Source organism: Sphingomonas panacis, from assembly GCF_001717955.1.
GTDB classification, from domain to species: Bacteria; Pseudomonadota; Alphaproteobacteria; order Sphingomonadales; family Sphingomonadaceae; genus Sphingomonas; species Sphingomonas panacis.
Genome location: NZ_CP014169.1, coordinates 158,250 through 173,625, shown reverse-complemented (window position 1 = coordinate 173,625; position 15,376 = coordinate 158,250). Strand labels below are relative to the sequence as shown.

Below are 15,376 nucleotides of genomic sequence, written 5' to 3'. Positions count from 1 at the left end.
GCCGACAAATCAGAATTTCAGTCCGACCTGCACACCGTAGGTCGCTGGCTGACCCGCTAGACGGCGAACGTCGTCGAAGAACTTCGCGACATTGGTCCAGTAATAGGTGTTCGTGACATTGCGGCCGAACACCGACGCGCGCCACTTCCCGTCACGGGATTCGATCCCGGCCTGAAGATCCAGAAGACCATATGCGTCGATCTCGAGGAGTGGCTCGTTACCAAAGCCCGCACTGGTCTTCGAGCGGTGGCTGTAATTGGCGCCCAGCGATGCATTGAGTGCGCTGCTGAGCGGAAACTTGTAGTTTGCGTCGAGGTTCACCTGCCATTTGGGTGAATAGGGGAAGGGATTCCCATTGAAGTCCCGGAGTGTGGCCAGAACGGTGTAATTGAGGAATGGCCCCGTGACCTTGGTGTCGAGATAAGTCCCTGCCGCCGAAAGGCTCAATCCATGGGCGGGATAGACGATGATCTGGGCTTCCGCTCCGTTCACGCGCGAGCGCGGAACGTTCACGAGCGATTCCAGCGGCCCAAGGATATTCGGGGTCGTTTGAACGCGCCCCTTCAACTGCTTGTCGCCATAGCGATAGCTGAAGACCGCGCCCGTGACGTCGGCGAGGCGGTCGAACACCGAGACCTTGAATCCGGCCTCATAGGCCAGCACGGTTTCCTGCCCGACCGGCCTTGCCTGCTCGTAGCTGACACCCGCTGTCACCGGAATGCTGCCAGCCTTATAGCCACGGCTGACGTTGAAGTAGATCAGGACCCGCTCCGCCGGCTTGAGATCGACACCGGCGCGCCACGAGATATTGTCCTGGTTGAACGATCCGGTCAGCGGATTGAGAGTGAGATTGGCGTCCAGCGCCGCGCACGCGAATTGCGGAATCGGTCCCAACGACGGCAGGCCAGCGGCGTTTCGAATGCGATTGAAGATCGTCACGATGCCGGCGCCCGTATCGGCATTGCCGGCGCGGCTGCAGGTCGAATAATCGAGATCCGCTTTCGTATAGCGTATGCCGCCATGAAGCGTGACGAGCCGACCGATGTCATAGTCGATGTTGCCGAACACGGCTTTGGTATGGAAGTTCTGCGATCCTGACGGCGCGGGCGAGTTGTAAGGCGCAACAGGCAAAGTGATTTGCGCAAGTGTCGAATAAGGAACAAAGAAAATATCATTCTCGTCCGACTTGTCGTGCGAGTAATTGCCCCCCACGATCAGCGTCAGCCCGCCGAACCGGCCGGTCAACCGCGCTTCGGTGGATAGAGACGAAAGCGTGCCGCTGATATCGTCGATGGCGTTGGTGAGCGCCGTCCCGTCGATGTCGACAAGCTGGCGAATCCGCATGTGGGAATAGGCACTCAAGGATGTCAACGTGACCCGGTCGGTCAGGTCATAATCCGCCCGGAGGGTGGCTTGATAAAATCGATTGTCCTTGCGCAGGGGCGCGCCAGGGTCCCAGTCGGCCGCGCGGTCGTTATGGGGCGCCGTCGGATAGGCTAACAGCGCCGGGATCGCCCTGATCTGGCTCGCGACCTGTGGCACGACCTGGACCAGCTGTCCCGCCTGGGTGTCCCCTTTGTCCACGAACCCATTTACATTCAGCGAAACCTTCAGCCGGTCGAGGCCGTCCCAGTCGAGCAGGAAACGCCCCTGGGTGAAGTTTTGGTCGCCAAGTGTTGCGGAGCGCGTGTAGCTTTTCTGCCAGCCGCCGCCCTGAACGGTTCGGACCGCGAGGCGGGCATTGAGCCCTGAGGCCAGCGGTCCGGTTATGTAGCCTTGCCAGTCGGCCGTAGCGAACCGAGCGAAGCTCGCCGTCATACCGGCGCCGGGTGAGCTCTTCGGCTTGGCGGCAATGTAGTTGATCGCGCCACCGGTCGCGTTCTGGCCGAACAGCGTACCTTGCGGCCCTTTGAGCACTTCGACGCGATCCAGGTCGAACGACGCGCCGCTGGTCATGATCGTGAAAGGGAGCGGCGCCTCGTCGACATAAATGCTGACCGTCGGGCGGGCACCCAGAGAGGTATCGAAGAAGCCGACGCCGCGCAGGGAATATACGGGAACCCCGTTACCACTCTCGGCATAGCTTAGACCGGGCGTGAGCTTGACCAGGTCCTGAACGTTGGTGATGCCTCGGTTCTGCAGGGTCTCGCCCGTTATGGCCGTGATCGACATGGGCACGTCGTTAAGGTTCTGAGATCGCTTTTGCGCCGTAACGACAATATCGGCGACTTCGTTCGTCTCCGGCGGCGATTGTGCGGGAACCTGGACAGTCGTGGATCCGTCGACTGCGGGTGGCGCTGCAGGGTTGGACTGCGCATTCGCTGTTGTGGCGAAAGACAAAGCGGCCAAACAAGCTCCGGCAGCCCAGCGATGTTCTGACATCATGATCCCCTCCTCCAATGATCTCAATGAGATCTTATCGCCGCGCACGACTTCGCGTGTCTTCGGCGCCGGCTATCCCCAGTTCGCCAGGTAAGGCGAAACGGGACCGGCAATCATATCCTGCCATAAAAAGTCCATTTGTCAATCTATGATGGACTTGTGATTTTTAAGTCCATATTCCGCGAAAAAGCATCAGGGTTCCTTGCCTGCCAGCGGGCGCCGGATCACCTGCGCAGGGAATTGCGGCCGATGTGGCCGGCGTCGCTCGAGTTTTCGGGAAGCGATTCGGTCGCGCCGACGCTGGCGAACGCAGTAAACCTGCTTGCTCAGGCGAACGGCGTATCGAACCGGGCGTCAAAGATGAGCGCGCCATCACTCGATCGGGGCGCAGCGCACGGTTCAGCGCCAGCGCTGCATGCTCGCAAGATGGACCGATCTATGCCTCGACGCCGGCGATCATGGTTGCCAACGCCATGAGCCTGGCATCCAAGAACCTGGCCGCGGCCATAACGGCATCGTCTTCCAGGCTGCTCATGAGGGAGGAAGGCAGATCATAGCTGACCAGCGTGCGCCCCTTCGTGTCCTCATACAGGTAAATTCGTACCGGGACGTTCAGACCGGCGCCGGTATGGTGACGGAGCATCGTGATCGCTATCAACGGATTACCAAGGATCACCATTACGGCCTTTGTCGGTCGGTCGTAGATCCGGGTAAGCCACGCGCCATGATCAATCACGGCAAACCGCATGAAACCGCTGCTGCCCTCCCGCTCCTTAAAAGCACGTTCGAAGGATTCGCGATCGGAAAGCGCACCTGCCACGGCGTCGAAGCCGTCCTCCACCGAGCCCGTCACATCCATGAACGATGCGAGCACGTCCTCGAACGTCCGCTGGCTTACATGCTCGCGGTGCTCGACATTGATGGCCTTGATCATGCCTATCCTCCAATTGGCCCCTGCGGCTGGTCAAAATCCACCCTCCGAAACCGGAAGCCGCCAGAATTCCTCGCAAAGCCCGACTTTTTCGAAAATCCCGGCGGCGTCGCGAACGGACCATTTGCGCCAGTCGATATCCGCATGACGCGCGTACCATTCCCTGCCGAGCTCCAAGCACTGCGACAGCGATATGACGGCGCCATGCGGAATGCCGTGCCGGTCGCTCCAGCGGCGCACGTCCTCGCGCGTGCGAAACGGCAGGACGGAGGCGCAAAAATGGTGGACGTTATCCCATGCAGCGCGGGGTGGCACTGCGAAGTGAACCCACAGATTGTCCATTAGTACAGCGCCGTCCACGATGTGGATGTCGACATCCTCGCTCTCGCCCCCGATGCGGGCATGGATCACCGCGTTTCCGCCCGCCAGCGTCGCCACGCCGCATGCGCACCACAGGCACGGCGCCCACCAGCCGCGATCACCTGCTTCGACCCATGTCGCCGTTGGAGAACAGGAAAACGGGTGGATGACCCACGGTCGCTTCTCATGCGGATGCAGGACAAGGCCGTGGCTCAAAGCAAGGCTGTCCAGCGCCACTTCGATCACGTCGATCGATACGGCGAGTTGATCCGCGATCTCCAGAGTCGTCGGGATCTTTCCGCTCGCGAGCAGCGCATCGACGAGGCGGTGATGCACGCTAGACGCAAGGTCAGCCACGACTGACTCGTGCGTGCCCGTCCCGGCGAGACCCTCCCGATCGGTCATGAGGAAAACAACGTCATGCGTTGGCAGGCTCGTTGCGCCCGTCCCATATCGGATGAGCCTGGCGCGCCCTTTGAAGGTAGCGCGAAACCCAGGAAGAAGGCGTGCCGCATTTCCATTCTACAAACATTTTACTCGTCCGTGGCCTAACTCTGCGCCCCTCCTCGTTCTCGGACGAACCGACGTGTCACCGGTTCGCCCTAACCCTTATATCGCGTCCCAGCCGTCCGCCAACGTCCTTGTGCGGGTGCCAACTTCAGGATGTGGCAGATGCCTCTAAGCGCGCTCTTCCTCGCGAGCCCAGCTGGTATACGTCGCGTACCGACAACCTGTATGCGACCCGAAGGTCTGCCGCTCAAAAACCGACCTTGTCTCCCCCTTTCAATCCAAGCATCTGGCGCGCTTCCGCGGGCGTAGCGACTTCGAGGCCCAATTCCTCGATGATCGTCCGAACCTTGGCGACCTGTTCGGCGTTGCTCGAGGCCAACCGGCCGCGCGCGATAGCGAGATTGTCCTCGAGCCCGACGCGGACATTGCCCCCGAGCAGCGCGGCGTGGGTCGCAAGGGGCATTTGGAAGCGTCCCGCGCCGAGCACCGACCAATGATAATCATCGCCGAAGAGGCGGTCAGCGGTGCTTTTCATGAACATCAAATTGTCGAGCTCCGGGCCGATCCCGCCGAGAATACCGAAAATGAACTGCAGGAAGATCGGCGGTTGGAAGAGGCCCCTGTCGATACAATGCGCGAGGTTATAGAGATGGCCGACATCATAGCATTCATGCTCGAATTTGACGCCATGACCGTCACCCAACGTCCGCGCGATCTTTTCAATATCCCGAAAAGTGTTGCGGAAAATATAGTCGTCGGATTCACGCAGATACGGTTCTTCCCAGTCGTGCTTCCAGTCCTTGTATCGATCGGCCATCGGATAAAGCGCGAAATTCATGCTCCCCATGTTGAGCGAGCACATTTCGGGGGACGCCAGCTCTGGCGCGGCAAGCCGCTCCTCGACCGTCATCTTCAGGCTGCCGCCCGTGGTCAGGTTGCAGATCGCATCCGTGCTCTGCTTGATCCGCGGCAGAAACTCCATGAACAACCTGGGATCCGACGACGGGCGGCCGTCGACGGGATCGCGAGCATGGAGATGCAGGATCGCTGCCCCCGCCTGTGCCGCAGCGATCGCCTGTTCGGCGATTTCCGACGGCGTGATCGGCAGCGCGTCCGACATGGTCGGCGTGTGGATCGACCCGGTCACCGCGCAGGTGATGACGACTTTGTTCTTCATAATTCTACCTGCTCTCCAACGGTCGGTCGTGCCGTGCCCGGACGTGGTGCCGGCAGCGTGCTCGTTTTAAACGGCGTCGGGTTTCACCGCCGCATCGCCAAGCGCGCCGATCACTGGATCGCGCACGAGAGCACCGCTGGCTTCGAGCGTGTCGATCTCGGCATCGCTCAAGCCATATTCGCGGAACACGCTGCGATTATCCTCGCCCTGAAACGCCGGCCGTCCCAGCGGATCGAGCGTGTCGCGCGAGAAATGCCAGGGGCGGCCGGGTAGCTTGTACGTTCCGCCGTGACGGTCGGAGACCTCTTGCGTCGCGCCCCAATATTCGGCCCATTCCGTTTCAACCAGTTCGGCCATCGTCCGCACTTCGCCAAGCGCGACCTTGCCCTCGTCCAGCTGTGCATCCAGCGTGGCCATGTCCGGAAAAGTGTAGATCCACTCCTGCACGATCTTGAAGAGCTCGGCCTTGTGCTCGAGGCGTGCCGCCGCGGTCGCGAAGCGCGGGTCATCCTCGAGATAGGCGCGCCGCATGGCGTGTACGTACCAGGGGAAGGTGGCGGATCCGACCAGACTGGCAGCCACGGTGAAGGTCTCACCGCCCGGCCCCTCAAAAAAGGGCGTGTCGGTCGCCCCCAGGATCGCGGGCTCGGGCCCGAGGTCGAAGCCGTTGAGGTCGACATGCGCCTTCTCGTTCGTCGAGAGCAAAGTCGCGGCCATCGACACGTCGATCGCCTGGCCTATGCCGGTGACCGATCGCCGATGCAAGGCCGCCAGGATCGCAATGACCGCTTGCATGCCCGCATTCACATCGGCGTGCGACAGACTGTCGCTCTTCGGTTCGGTGAGCGCATCACCATAATGTTTGAGACTGTGGGCAGTCAGCCCCATCTCGGCATGGACCGCAGGCGCATAGGCCATGCGACCACGCCAGGGGCCGTTCTGCCCATAGCCCGTTATCGACGCGTAGATCAGCTTGGGATTGCGGGCCGCAAGCGTCTCGTAATCGAGATCGAAGAAGCCAAGCGTTCCGGCCCGGAAATTCTCCACAACGATATCCGCCTCATCGCAAAGCCTGAGCACGAGATCGCGTGCCCCGGCGACGTTGAGGTCGATGCTGACATTGCGCTTCCCGGCGTTTTGCTGAGCGTAATAGCCCGACATGCCAGGGGCCTGTGGAAAGGCGAAGCGCGAGACGTCCGGCCGCGGCGGCTCGATCTTGATGACGTCCGCGCCGAGGTCGAGCAACGTGCGGGCGCAGAGGGGGCCAGCCAGGACGCGCGCGAAGTCGACGACCTTGATGCCTTCAAGTGGGCCAGCCATGGTTCAGCGCCCCTTGAACTTGGCGGCGCCGGGTCCCGACGCGTGGAACGCGGCAAGGCCGATCTTGAGGTCTTCAGACGCCCAGATGGGTCGCTGTATATCCTCCATTGCGCGATCCGCCGCCAAGACTCCCTCGTCCACCGTCACCGCGACGAGCCGCTTGGTCGCGGCATGGGCGACGCTCGGACCATGGGCAATCTCCTCGGCGATATTCAAGGCCGCGGCGTCGAGCCGATCGTCGGCCACAACGAGATTGATCAGGTTCCAGCGTTCCAAAGTGGCCGGATCGTAGCGCCGGCCGAGAATCGATATTTCCTTCGCGCGGAGCGCACCGGCCCGCTGCACTTGACGCTGGATGCCGCCCATCAGCGGATGGAGCCCGAGCGATGCCTCAACCGAGCCGATCTTGGCGGACGATGCGGCAACGACATAGTCGCACATCAGCGCAAGTTCGAAGCCGCCGCCAAGACAGACACCATTGATCGCGGCAACGATGGGAATTGGGAACGCCTCCCATTTTTCCATGAAGCCGGCCAGATCGACGACAGCCTCCTTGCGGCCCGTCTCGGCTCTTTCTTCGAACATCGCGATATCCGCGCCGGCTGAAAAGTGGCGGAGGGAGCTGCGCAACACGATCGCACCGGTCTTCTCATGGTCAATCCGGCCTAGCGCCGCGAGCAACGCCTCGAGCAGGTCGAAACCGATCAGATTATAGGGCCGGAACTGCATCGTCATGACGGCGATGCGACCCTGCTGCTCGATCCCGACAATATCCGAATCCATTCCGACACCCTCCTTTGCGTTCTCGCGCCTTTCTTGCCCTATAAAGTCCATGCGTCAATGGAAAATGGATTTTATGGGACATTGTTGCCCACCGGCGGATAGTCCACTATCGTATCGACATGCCAAACGCGAAAAAATCCCCGGCCAGCAGAACCCAGCATGTCTACGAGCAGATCCGCGTCGATCTTCTCAATGGCCGCCTGCCCCCGGGCGACAAGCTGGTGATATCCGAATTGTGCCAGCGCTTTTCCGCCAATCAGAGCGCGGTGCGTGAGGCCCTGTCACGATTCACATCGGAGGGCCTTGTCGACGCGCAACCGCAACGCGGGTTCCGCGTCGCGCCAGTCGCACCGGAAGATCTTCACCACCTTACCGAGGTGCGCCTTCTGGTCGAAGCGCCCTGCATCCGCTCGGCGATCGAGAACACTACGATCGCCTGGGAACAAGCGATCGTGGCAGCGCTCCACGGCTTGCTGCGGACGCCAAGACATGACGACACCGGCAACGTCACGCAGGAATGGGCCGATGCCCATAATCATTTCCATCGGACACTGGTCGCAACCTGTGACAACCCCTGGCTGCTCCGCATGCGCGACATGCTGATGCTGCAAAGCGAGCGCTACCGCTGGTTCTCGCTTGCCATGCCCGACAAGCGGCACGATCTGGGTAAGGAATATAGCCGGATCGCAGACGCCTTCCTCGCACATGACGCGGAATTGGCGATCGACCTCATGAGCGACCACTTCCGCAGGACGGCCGAGATCGTGCTGCATTCGGGTGAAGAGCCGAAGCTGGCGAGCCGGCGAAAGACGGCACGGTCGACCGTGTCCGTCGATGCGTAGGATTATCGGAAATTGAGCGAAAATCGGCCACAGCAGATCGTTCTTGCCTCACGCCCCCAAGGCGAGGTCAGCGTGGATAATTTCCGGCTCGAACCGCTGTCCCTACCGCAAATGGCGGACGGACAGGTGCTCGTCCGCGCCGAATATCTGTCGCTCGACCCTTATATGCGCGGGCGGATGGACGACCGAAAGTCCTATGCCCCGCCGGTGGCCATCGGCGCGGCGATGGAAGGGGAAAGCGTCGGCGAGATCATCGACTCACGGCACCCGGACTGGCCGGTCGGCACTGTCGTCACCGCGCGTACGGGATGGCGCAGTCATGCAGCGGTCGTCGCCGATGGGTTACGCCGTCTGGACCCTGCCGCCGCGCCAGTAACGACGGCGCTCGGCGTGCTCGGTATGCCGGGGTTCACCGCCTACGCCGGGCTCAAGGAGATCGGCAAGCCGACGCATGGCGAGACATTGGTTGTCGCAGCGGCCTCGGGCCCGGTCGGTTCGCTTGTCGGTCAGCTCGCGCGACGCGCGGGCGCCCGCTCCATCGGCATCGCCGGCGGCGCGGAAAAATGCCGCGCGCTGATCGAGCAGTTCGGGTTCGACGTCGCGCTCGATCACCAGGCTCCCAACCTCGCCGAGGCGCTTGCCGCCGCGTGCCCGGACGGCATCGACGTCTATTTCGAAAATGTCGGTGGCGCAGTCCTCGACGCGGTCCTGCCGTTGCTCAACCGCTTCGCCCGCGTGCCGGTGTGCGGGCTCATCGCGCAATATTCTGGCGCTTCCACTGACGGTCCAGACCGCATGCCCGGGTTGATGCGCGACATATTGACCAAGAGCCTGACAGTCAGGGGCTTCATAAACTACGACCTTGCGCAACTTTATCCCGTATTCCTGCAGGAAGTCGGAGACGGCGTACGCGACGGCAGCATCCGCTACCGCGAGGACATCGTCGATGGTCTGGAAGCCGCACCAGCCGCTTTCATCGGCCTGTTGAAGGGCCGCAACTTCGGAAAGCTCCTCGTCCGGCTCTAGGGTGTGTTCCTGCGCAGGATGGAAGGACTGGCCGCTACGAGCGCCACGCCCAAGACGATCATGATCGACGCCACCTATCTCAAGGCACACCGCACCGCATCGAGCCTGCGGGTTAATCGGCGCGTTTCGCCTCCCCATCTTGTTCGAGCACGACCCGCCACCACTATTTTTCAGTTGGCCACTGGCCCTCTTTCAGATAGACGCCGACCTTCTTTCATTTGGACGTAGGCGAAGCTTCAAACAGTCATGCTACATCGCCATTCGGCCAATCGTGTTCGCGAAGCCCTGCAGGACACCCGAGTGGTGCTGCTTGCTGGCCCCCGGCAAGCGGGCAAGACCACCCTCGCCCGCCTTCTCGCCGAAAAATCCCGAACCTACCTGACGCTCGATGATGCAACCACACTCTCGGCCGCGAAATCCGATCCGGCCGGCCTCATCCGAGAACTCGACCAGGTGATCATCGACGAAGTTCAACGTGCGCCGGCTTTGCTGTTGGCGATCAAGGAAAGCGTTGATCGGGATCCGAGGCCCGGCCGCTTCCTGATAATCGGCTCTGCCAATCTGATGACGCTACCGCACATAGCCGATTCGCTTGCGGGCAGAATGGAAACCATACGCCTGCTGCCCCTCTCCCAATCAGAGATACTCGCGCAGCCTCCGCCACGCTTCCTCGCGTCACTCTTCGCCGGCCGGGCGCCACAGCCGGGACCGCTCCTGATCGGCAGCGCTCTTGTCGACTTGGTTCTGGCGGGGGGATACCCGGAGGCTGTCGCCCGCAAGACGTGGACACGGCGCCAGGACTGGTACGCAAACTATGTCGACGCTGTGGTCGACCGAGACGTTCGCGACATCGCCAATATCGATCAGCTCGATCGCATGCCCCGACTCCTGCGCGCGCTTGCGGTTCACTCCGGCCAGCTCATAAATCACGCCGGCGTCGGCGCCAGTCTCGACATCAATCACGTGACAACGCAAAAATATACCGGGATCTTCGAGCAACTCTTTCTCGTGCGGACCTTACCGCCGTGGCACAACAACGCCCTCAAGAGACTGACCAAGAAGCCGAAACTCCATTTCCTCGATTCGGGATTGCTGGCCGCGCTCATAAACCTGACACCCGAAAAAGTGGCAGCCAATCGCGCCAGCTTCCGCCCGATCCTCGAAACCTTCGTGTTTTCCGAAGTCCTCAAGCTCGCCAGCTGGTCCGAGAACCGCCTGACGCTGAGCCACTTCCGTGACAAGGAGCTAGACGAGGTCGACATCGTCATCGAAGACCGAGACGGTCGGATCGTCGGTCTCGAAATCAAGGCAGCGGCGACCGTCCGCTCCGAAGATTTCTCGGGCCTGCGCAAACTCGCCGCTGCCGTAGGGGAGCGATTTGCATTCGGGGCCGTCCTATACGACCACGAACGGACCGTTGCCTTTGGCGACCGCCTCGCAGCGATACCTCTTTCCAGCCTGTGGGGCTGATCGCGCGAACATGTGAAGCGATCGCCGTCTCGTCGGTGCGTATGGCCCAGAGGAAATCGCGATCGGGTGTTCCCCAACGCTCGCCGCCGCGAAATTCCTAACGCCGCTGCGGAGCGGCCGTCGCCATATGGTCGATGATCTCCGTCACCAGCCGGGCAGGCCACACACGCCCAAGCTGTGCATCGCTCGCGTCACTCGTATGAAAACGGCCAGAATAGACGCCGACGAAGCGTAACGCCCCGTCTCCCTCGCTTATCTGACCATATTGGCCACCTTCGAGCTCAACCTGGCCGTGAACGCGCTGGATCACTGGTGAACCCGACATCCCAGGCCGGGAGGCGCTATCGACGATCAGATAACGGTGATCCATGTCAGGCGAGAGGAACGGCTCACTCGCGAAAGTCGCCTGTTTCCAGACCGGCATGCCGATGCCCAGCCGCCCAAAGGGAAATCCCAGGATGAAGACCGGCATCCCGATCCGCTGCTTGAGCGGCACCGAACCGAGCACGTTCATCGGCATGGTCGCAACCTCGCCGGGTGGCGGAAGCGCGATCGGCAACGCGACGACATCGATCGCCGCGCCATCCTCCGGATGCTCGGCCCAGCGCCTTTCTCCTTCCTCGTCTAGCGTATCAACGCGGACTATCAGGGGCGGCAGTGCGCGATCCAGCAAGGGCACATGAACCCGCAGATGATCGGGGACTCCCCCCATCTTATTGAGGCATTCTCCAGTCTCGTGGTTACGGCCTGCAGCAACGTGCCAGTTGGTGATGAGGGCCAGGGTGGCATCGGGCCGCAGCCACAAGAAGGCCGTCGCCACACCCAGCCTGGTGTCGCCGAAATGCGGCTCGACAAAGAGCGGAACCAGCGAGCAGCTATCGATGCCAGGAGCGGTCATTCCCCATCAACCTTTCGGAAGGAGGATCTGCGCGAGATGTGGCATTCCAAACCGGATCAACAAATACACCACAATCAAGACTCCGACCGGCTTCAGGACGGCCATGATCATCGCCAGGACGAGCTGGCCCGTCGAGAATTCCAGCGCCCAATTCACATGCTCGGCACTGCGCGCCGCCTTGATCTGACCGTTCACCTGCATGCGGCTCCAATAGCGAAGCCAAGCCAGCCGCATCCGCTCCCCGATCCGCGGCGTGCCGTCGAGGCTAGCGACACGCTGATAGCGAACCAGGTCGCGCAGATCGCGCGGCAATTTCTCGAGCAGCTTGGCGGCCGACGCGGGAATGATGCGCAGGTATATATGATCCTCAGTGACCCGCCCCAGCTCGGACTTCGGCGGAAACAGCATGACGGCGACCCAACCGGTCGGTCCGAACGAATAGACCAATGTCGCGCCGTGTTCGGAGGCGGTCGCACCCTTCAGGGTCGTCCGCCCCATCAGGCGGTTGGCGAACTCGACCTGCACCGTCGTCTCGATCCCGAGATGGCAATAGAAGCCGCAATAGGCTTCCAAGGCCGCAAAGTCGGCGTTCAGCGTCATGAGGTCGGGAATCGCCCGCTCGGCCGTCTCCTTGAACAGCCGCCAATCATGCTCTGCGTCCTTGTAGCGGCGCCAGCCGGCAAAGAAGGGATTGACCAGCCGCTCCGGCGCGCGATCTCCAGCGTCGCCGCTCATTGCGCTCCGAACCGCTTCGCGAGCCGCGCGCTGGCGCCGCTCTTGGCCGCAAGCCGTGCCCCGTAGCGCATCACCGTCTTGGGATCTCGCCAGCGATAGGCCTGCATGATCGCCGGCAGGCTCTCACCGGCGGCAAAATTATCCTGGGCGACACCAACGCGGATGGAATGGCTCGAGACGGCGGAGACCCAGCGCTCGAGTTCAGCCTCATTCATCGTCCCGAGCAGCTTCTTGGCGAAGGCAGCGCGGACAAGTCGGCGATAGATCAAGGTCACGCTGTTGGGATGAAGCGCCCCCTCCCCCACGCACCGTACCGTTCCGTCGAAATAGGTCTCAACCCGCCGGAACAGAGGTCCGCGTGCGATCCCGCCCGCTTTCCGCCACGCCTCGATCGCCGCCATGGTCGCCGGCGACAGATAGGCGAACGCCCCCCTGCCCTCCTGGTCTGTCTTGCTGGCCCCAATGAACAGCGTGCCGGCATCGTCCGCATCGGGCCCGTCGATCGCCTCGCAGGTAATCGCGACCAGCTCCGAGCGCCGGCAGCCACTGTCATAGGCGACCAGCAGGAAGGCGCGATCGCGCGCGCCCAGCATGTCTCGTCGGCACGCCTTGAGCAGATGCGCCAGACATACTCCGGACGGCGCATCGTCTAGGTCTACGACCTCGCCCTTGTAGCGCAAGCCTCGCGCCTGGCGCTGGCGGGTCCCAAGCGTCTTGCGAAGCGCCTTGAGTTCCAGACGGACCAGCGGCGGCGCCGTGGGGTCGTCCAGCCCGGCCATCCGGTAGGCCCAGCCAATGTTGACCAGATAGCGTTCGATCGTGGCTGCCGCACGGAGCTTCAAGGGATTACGCGGATCCTGCTCGATGCCGGCGAGCCCGCGAAGATAAGCGGCGACGGCGTCCGCGTCGGCCTGAGAGGCGATCAGGCCCCGCTGACGACACCAACGGTCCCAGAGTTTGAGGTCCGACAGGAAGGCACGGATCGTATTGGGCGACCAGGCGCGGGTCGCCGCAGCAACGAGCTGCGGATCTGGAAGCCGACGCAGCGGCGCGAGCGCTTCGACCTGCGCCACCACGTCGGTCACCGGCGCCGATGCCGACTCCAGGAATGAAAGGTCAGGCATGGTTACGCGCGAACCGCAGCGTTTCATCGGTGCGCACGAGTTGCACCGCCCGCCACGGCGCGGACGCAAGCGCCGTCCGGGTTCGGATCGCCCCCACCCGCTCGAGATAGCAGATCGCGCTATTGATCCGCCGCGGCGCCCACCCCAGCGCCTCAGCGAGCCCCTTGGTGTCGACAGCCCGATCGTCGCCGGTCACCATGCGGTTGGCCAGCACCGCAGCGTCGGCGCTCGGGCTGAACGGCATGAACACCTCATCAAAGTCGACAAACAGGGCAGGCTGAGGCGCATAATGACCGCGCACGTTCATCTCGCGCAGGTAGCCACCGTCCTTCAGATCGAGCAGGGCAATCCGCAAATCGTCCGACGCGAGATCCAATGATCCCTGGAGATCCTCCAGGGTGACGGCTGGATCGACCAGCATCGCGTTGCCGCTTGTCTCCACGATGTGCCTCCCGATAGCGACCGCTGCAGCCGACCAGCCCTCAAGTCCCTTGGGGGCATTCTGGACATAGCGCGGCGCCTCGCCGAGGGCAGGCTTACGGCTGACGCCGTGAAGGCGGTCGACCAAACCCTTGAGGTCCACCTCGCTGGCCGGATCGATCTTCAGGAACAGCATCGCCTGCATGAACGGCGAGAGCTTGGCGGGATCGAGATCGACGACGAGGGGCACGAACCGGCTTTTGCCACCCACCTGCTGGACCATGCCGACATCGATTTCCTTGGCGACCCACGGTTTGGCGATCGAGGTCTCGGTGAGGACGACCACGAAGTGCGTCATCGCACCCAACCCCTCCTCCATCTTCTGGCGCAGGCTATCGCCTGGTTCGATCTCCCACTCGTCGAACCAGACCTCGATTCCGTTCGCCATCAGATACTCGGCGACAGGGCGCACGCGGGCCTTGTCCTCGCTCGCGTGCGCCAGATAGACCTTCGGGTGGGCAGCGCCATCGGCGGCATTCATGACTTGAACCTTTCCTGGGTCGACACCCAGTCTCTTCTCGATCAGCCGCGCAAAAGCGGGCGAACCGGTCGTTCGAATAGCGACCTTGTTGCCGGGCAAGCGGTCGACGAAGACGTCGGCATGATGTCCGGTCTCGGGATCGACGATGGACGCCGCGGCCCCCCTCGCCTTTTCCTCGATCGCCTGCATGCCGAGCGCGATCGCCTTCGCCTCGATGTCGGCGGCGAACCGCTTCGCGTCGAAGGGTCGACCGTTGTGCGTGATCTTGATCACCGGGTGTGCCGCTGAACATAGCGCCGCAGCTGAACTACATCCTCGTCGGCCAGGATGACACCCATCGTCGGATAGTCGTTCTGCACCGATTTGCGCACGCGTCCGTCGGCCACGCAGGGAATGAGCAACGCAAAGGCCGGATTGAACCGCCGGCGCTCCCAGTGCGACGCCTGCTCGAGATCGCGCGCGTTTCCGCCGAGCTTCGGATTTTCGATCAGCAGGCGCGCGAGCACCACCGAATCCTCGATCGGGTCATGGCCGGTGATCGCCGCATCGCACGCGACGAACAGATCGACGGTCGTGCGCACCCGCGGCAGTTTCGGCCCGATCAGCGGCGACAGGTCGACGAAACCGTCTGCCTCGAGTTCGGCGAGCGCGAGGCCGAGAGACTTTCGGTCTTCCCCGGGAAAGGCCTCGAGCAGCTCGTCCCCGAAATGTCCGGGAAGTCCGTCGGCGCATTGCTCCGCCATGTGGCGGCCGAGTTGCTGGGCGAGTGGGCTGAGATGATCGTGCACGGTCCTGTGGCTTCCCCCTGACGGCCGTGGCTACGGCCTGCCCCGCGTCGTGCGAGGCTTCTTTCTTCT

At 62.4% G+C, this 15,376-nt stretch carries 14 protein-coding genes and 1 pseudogene; 4 read left to right on the top strand and 11 right to left on the bottom strand.

What is annotated here, in order from left to right; all coding sequences use genetic code 11:
• Positions 1 to 9: 9 nt before the first annotated feature.
• From J0A91_RS24030 to J0A91_RS24005, 6 genes are all read right to left on the bottom strand, one after another.
• A complete protein-coding gene (locus tag J0A91_RS24030) occupies positions 10 to 2,385 on the bottom strand; it encodes a TonB-dependent receptor (RefSeq protein WP_069207736.1) in 2,376 nt (791 codons plus the stop codon).
• Positions 2,386 to 2,818: 433 nt separating this feature from the next.
• Entirely contained in the window at positions 2,819 to 3,316 is a 498-nt protein-coding gene (locus tag J0A91_RS24025; RefSeq protein WP_069207735.1) for a DUF302 domain-containing protein, read from the bottom strand.
• A 30-nt stretch (positions 3,317 to 3,346) separates the two neighbouring features.
• Positions 3,347 to 4,030, bottom strand: coding sequence for an organomercurial lyase (gene merB / locus J0A91_RS24020; protein ID WP_069207870.1), 684 nt, complete (start codon positions 4,028 to 4,030; stop codon positions 3,347 to 3,349).
• Positions 4,031 to 4,430: 400 nt separating this feature from the next.
• Entirely contained in the window at positions 4,431 to 5,363 is a 933-nt protein-coding gene (gene kce / locus J0A91_RS24015; protein WP_069207734.1) for a 3,5-dioxohexanoate:acetyl-CoA acetone transferase, read from the bottom strand.
• 63 nt (positions 5,364 to 5,426) lie between these two features.
• Positions 5,427 to 6,680 carry a CaiB/BaiF CoA transferase family protein gene (locus J0A91_RS24010; RefSeq protein ID WP_069207733.1) on the bottom strand — a complete coding sequence of 418 codons (1,254 nt, stop codon included), beginning with the start codon at positions 6,678 to 6,680 and terminating at the stop codon, positions 5,427 to 5,429.
• 3 nt (positions 6,681 to 6,683) lie between these two features.
• A complete protein-coding gene (locus J0A91_RS24005) occupies positions 6,684 to 7,409 on the bottom strand; it encodes an enoyl-CoA hydratase/isomerase family protein (protein ID WP_240502320.1) in 726 nt (241 codons plus the stop codon).
• A 173-nt stretch (positions 7,410 to 7,582) separates the two neighbouring features.
• Here J0A91_RS24005 and J0A91_RS24000 point away from each other — a divergent pair, with 173 nt between their 5' ends.
• From J0A91_RS24000 to J0A91_RS23985, 4 genes and pseudogenes are all read left to right on the top strand, one after another.
• Positions 7,583 to 8,305 (top strand): GntR family transcriptional regulator, encoded by a 723-nt coding sequence (locus tag J0A91_RS24000; RefSeq protein ID WP_069207731.1) that lies wholly within the window; start codon positions 7,583 to 7,585, stop codon positions 8,303 to 8,305.
• 12 nt (positions 8,306 to 8,317) lie between these two features.
• Complete coding sequence (locus tag J0A91_RS23995; RefSeq protein WP_069207730.1) at positions 8,318 to 9,331, top strand: NADP-dependent oxidoreductase; 1,014 nt, start codon at positions 8,318 to 8,320, stop codon at positions 9,329 to 9,331.
• Positions 9,332 to 9,451, top strand: a pseudogene (locus J0A91_RS23990) (IS5 family transposase); the annotation flags it as partial.
• A gap of 126 nt (positions 9,452 to 9,577) precedes the next feature.
• Entirely contained in the window at positions 9,578 to 10,801 is a 1,224-nt protein-coding gene (locus tag J0A91_RS23985) for an ATP-binding protein (protein WP_069207729.1), read from the top strand.
• Between the two features lie 97 nt (positions 10,802 to 10,898).
• Here the strand turns inward: J0A91_RS23985 and J0A91_RS23980 are convergent, their stop codons facing one another.
• The 5 genes from J0A91_RS23980 to J0A91_RS23960 are packed head-to-tail and all read right to left on the bottom strand — an operon-like array spanning position 10,899 to position 15,262.
• The gene (locus J0A91_RS23980; RefSeq protein WP_069207728.1) at positions 10,899 to 11,699 is read right to left on the bottom strand and encodes a trypsin-like peptidase domain-containing protein; all 801 of its coding nucleotides are present in this window, start codon (positions 11,697 to 11,699) and stop codon (positions 10,899 to 10,901) included.
• 6 nt (positions 11,700 to 11,705) lie between these two features.
• Positions 11,706 to 12,434, bottom strand: a complete 729-nt coding sequence (locus tag J0A91_RS23975) for a hypothetical protein (protein ID WP_069207727.1) — start codon at positions 12,432 to 12,434, stop codon at positions 11,706 to 11,708.
• Entirely contained in the window at positions 12,431 to 13,558 is a 1,128-nt protein-coding gene (locus J0A91_RS23970) for a tyrosine-type recombinase/integrase (protein WP_069207726.1), read from the bottom strand. Before J0A91_RS23970 ends, J0A91_RS23975 begins: the two co-directional genes overlap by 4 nt.
• Positions 13,551 to 14,792, bottom strand: a complete 1,242-nt coding sequence (locus tag J0A91_RS23965) for a toll/interleukin-1 receptor domain-containing protein (protein WP_069207725.1) — start codon at positions 14,790 to 14,792, stop codon at positions 13,551 to 13,553. Before J0A91_RS23965 ends, J0A91_RS23970 begins: the two co-directional genes overlap by 8 nt.
• Complete coding sequence (locus J0A91_RS23960; protein WP_240502344.1) at positions 14,789 to 15,262, bottom strand: hypothetical protein; 474 nt, start codon at positions 15,260 to 15,262, stop codon at positions 14,789 to 14,791. The genes J0A91_RS23965 and J0A91_RS23960 overlap by 4 nt, the downstream gene beginning before the upstream one ends.
• Positions 15,263 to 15,376 lie beyond the last annotated feature (114 nt).

What these genes read in the sequence shown, in the direction of transcription:
- J0A91_RS24005 (WP_240502320.1), bottom strand. Translation starts at nt 7,409, where the DNA reads ATGCAGTTCCGGCCCTATAATCTGATCGGTTTCGACCTGCTCGAGGCG.
- J0A91_RS24030 (WP_069207736.1), bottom strand. Translation starts at nt 2,385, where the DNA reads ATGATGTCAGAACATCGCTGGGCTGCCGGAGCTTGTTTGGCCGCTTTG.
- J0A91_RS24025 (WP_069207735.1), bottom strand. Translation starts at nt 3,316, where the DNA reads ATGATCAAGGCCATCAATGTCGAGCACCGCGAGCATGTAAGCCAGCGG.
- J0A91_RS24010 (WP_069207733.1), bottom strand. Translation starts at nt 6,680, where the DNA reads ATGGCTGGCCCACTTGAAGGCATCAAGGTCGTCGACTTCGCGCGCGTC.
- J0A91_RS23980 (WP_069207728.1), bottom strand. Translation starts at nt 11,699, where the DNA reads ATGACCGCTCCTGGCATCGATAGCTGCTCGCTGGTTCCGCTCTTTGTC.
- J0A91_RS23985 (WP_069207729.1), top strand. Translation starts at nt 9,578, where the DNA reads ATGCTACATCGCCATTCGGCCAATCGTGTTCGCGAAGCCCTGCAGGAC.
- J0A91_RS23970 (WP_069207726.1), bottom strand. Translation starts at nt 13,558, where the DNA reads ATGCCTGACCTTTCATTCCTGGAGTCGGCATCGGCGCCGGTGACCGAC.
- J0A91_RS24000 (WP_069207731.1), top strand. Translation starts at nt 7,583, where the DNA reads ATGCCAAACGCGAAAAAATCCCCGGCCAGCAGAACCCAGCATGTCTAC.
- J0A91_RS23975 (WP_069207727.1), bottom strand. Translation starts at nt 12,434, where the DNA reads ATGAGCGGCGACGCTGGAGATCGCGCGCCGGAGCGGCTGGTCAATCCC.
- J0A91_RS23960 (WP_240502344.1), bottom strand. Translation starts at nt 15,262, where the DNA reads ATGGCGGAGCAATGCGCCGACGGACTTCCCGGACATTTCGGGGACGAG.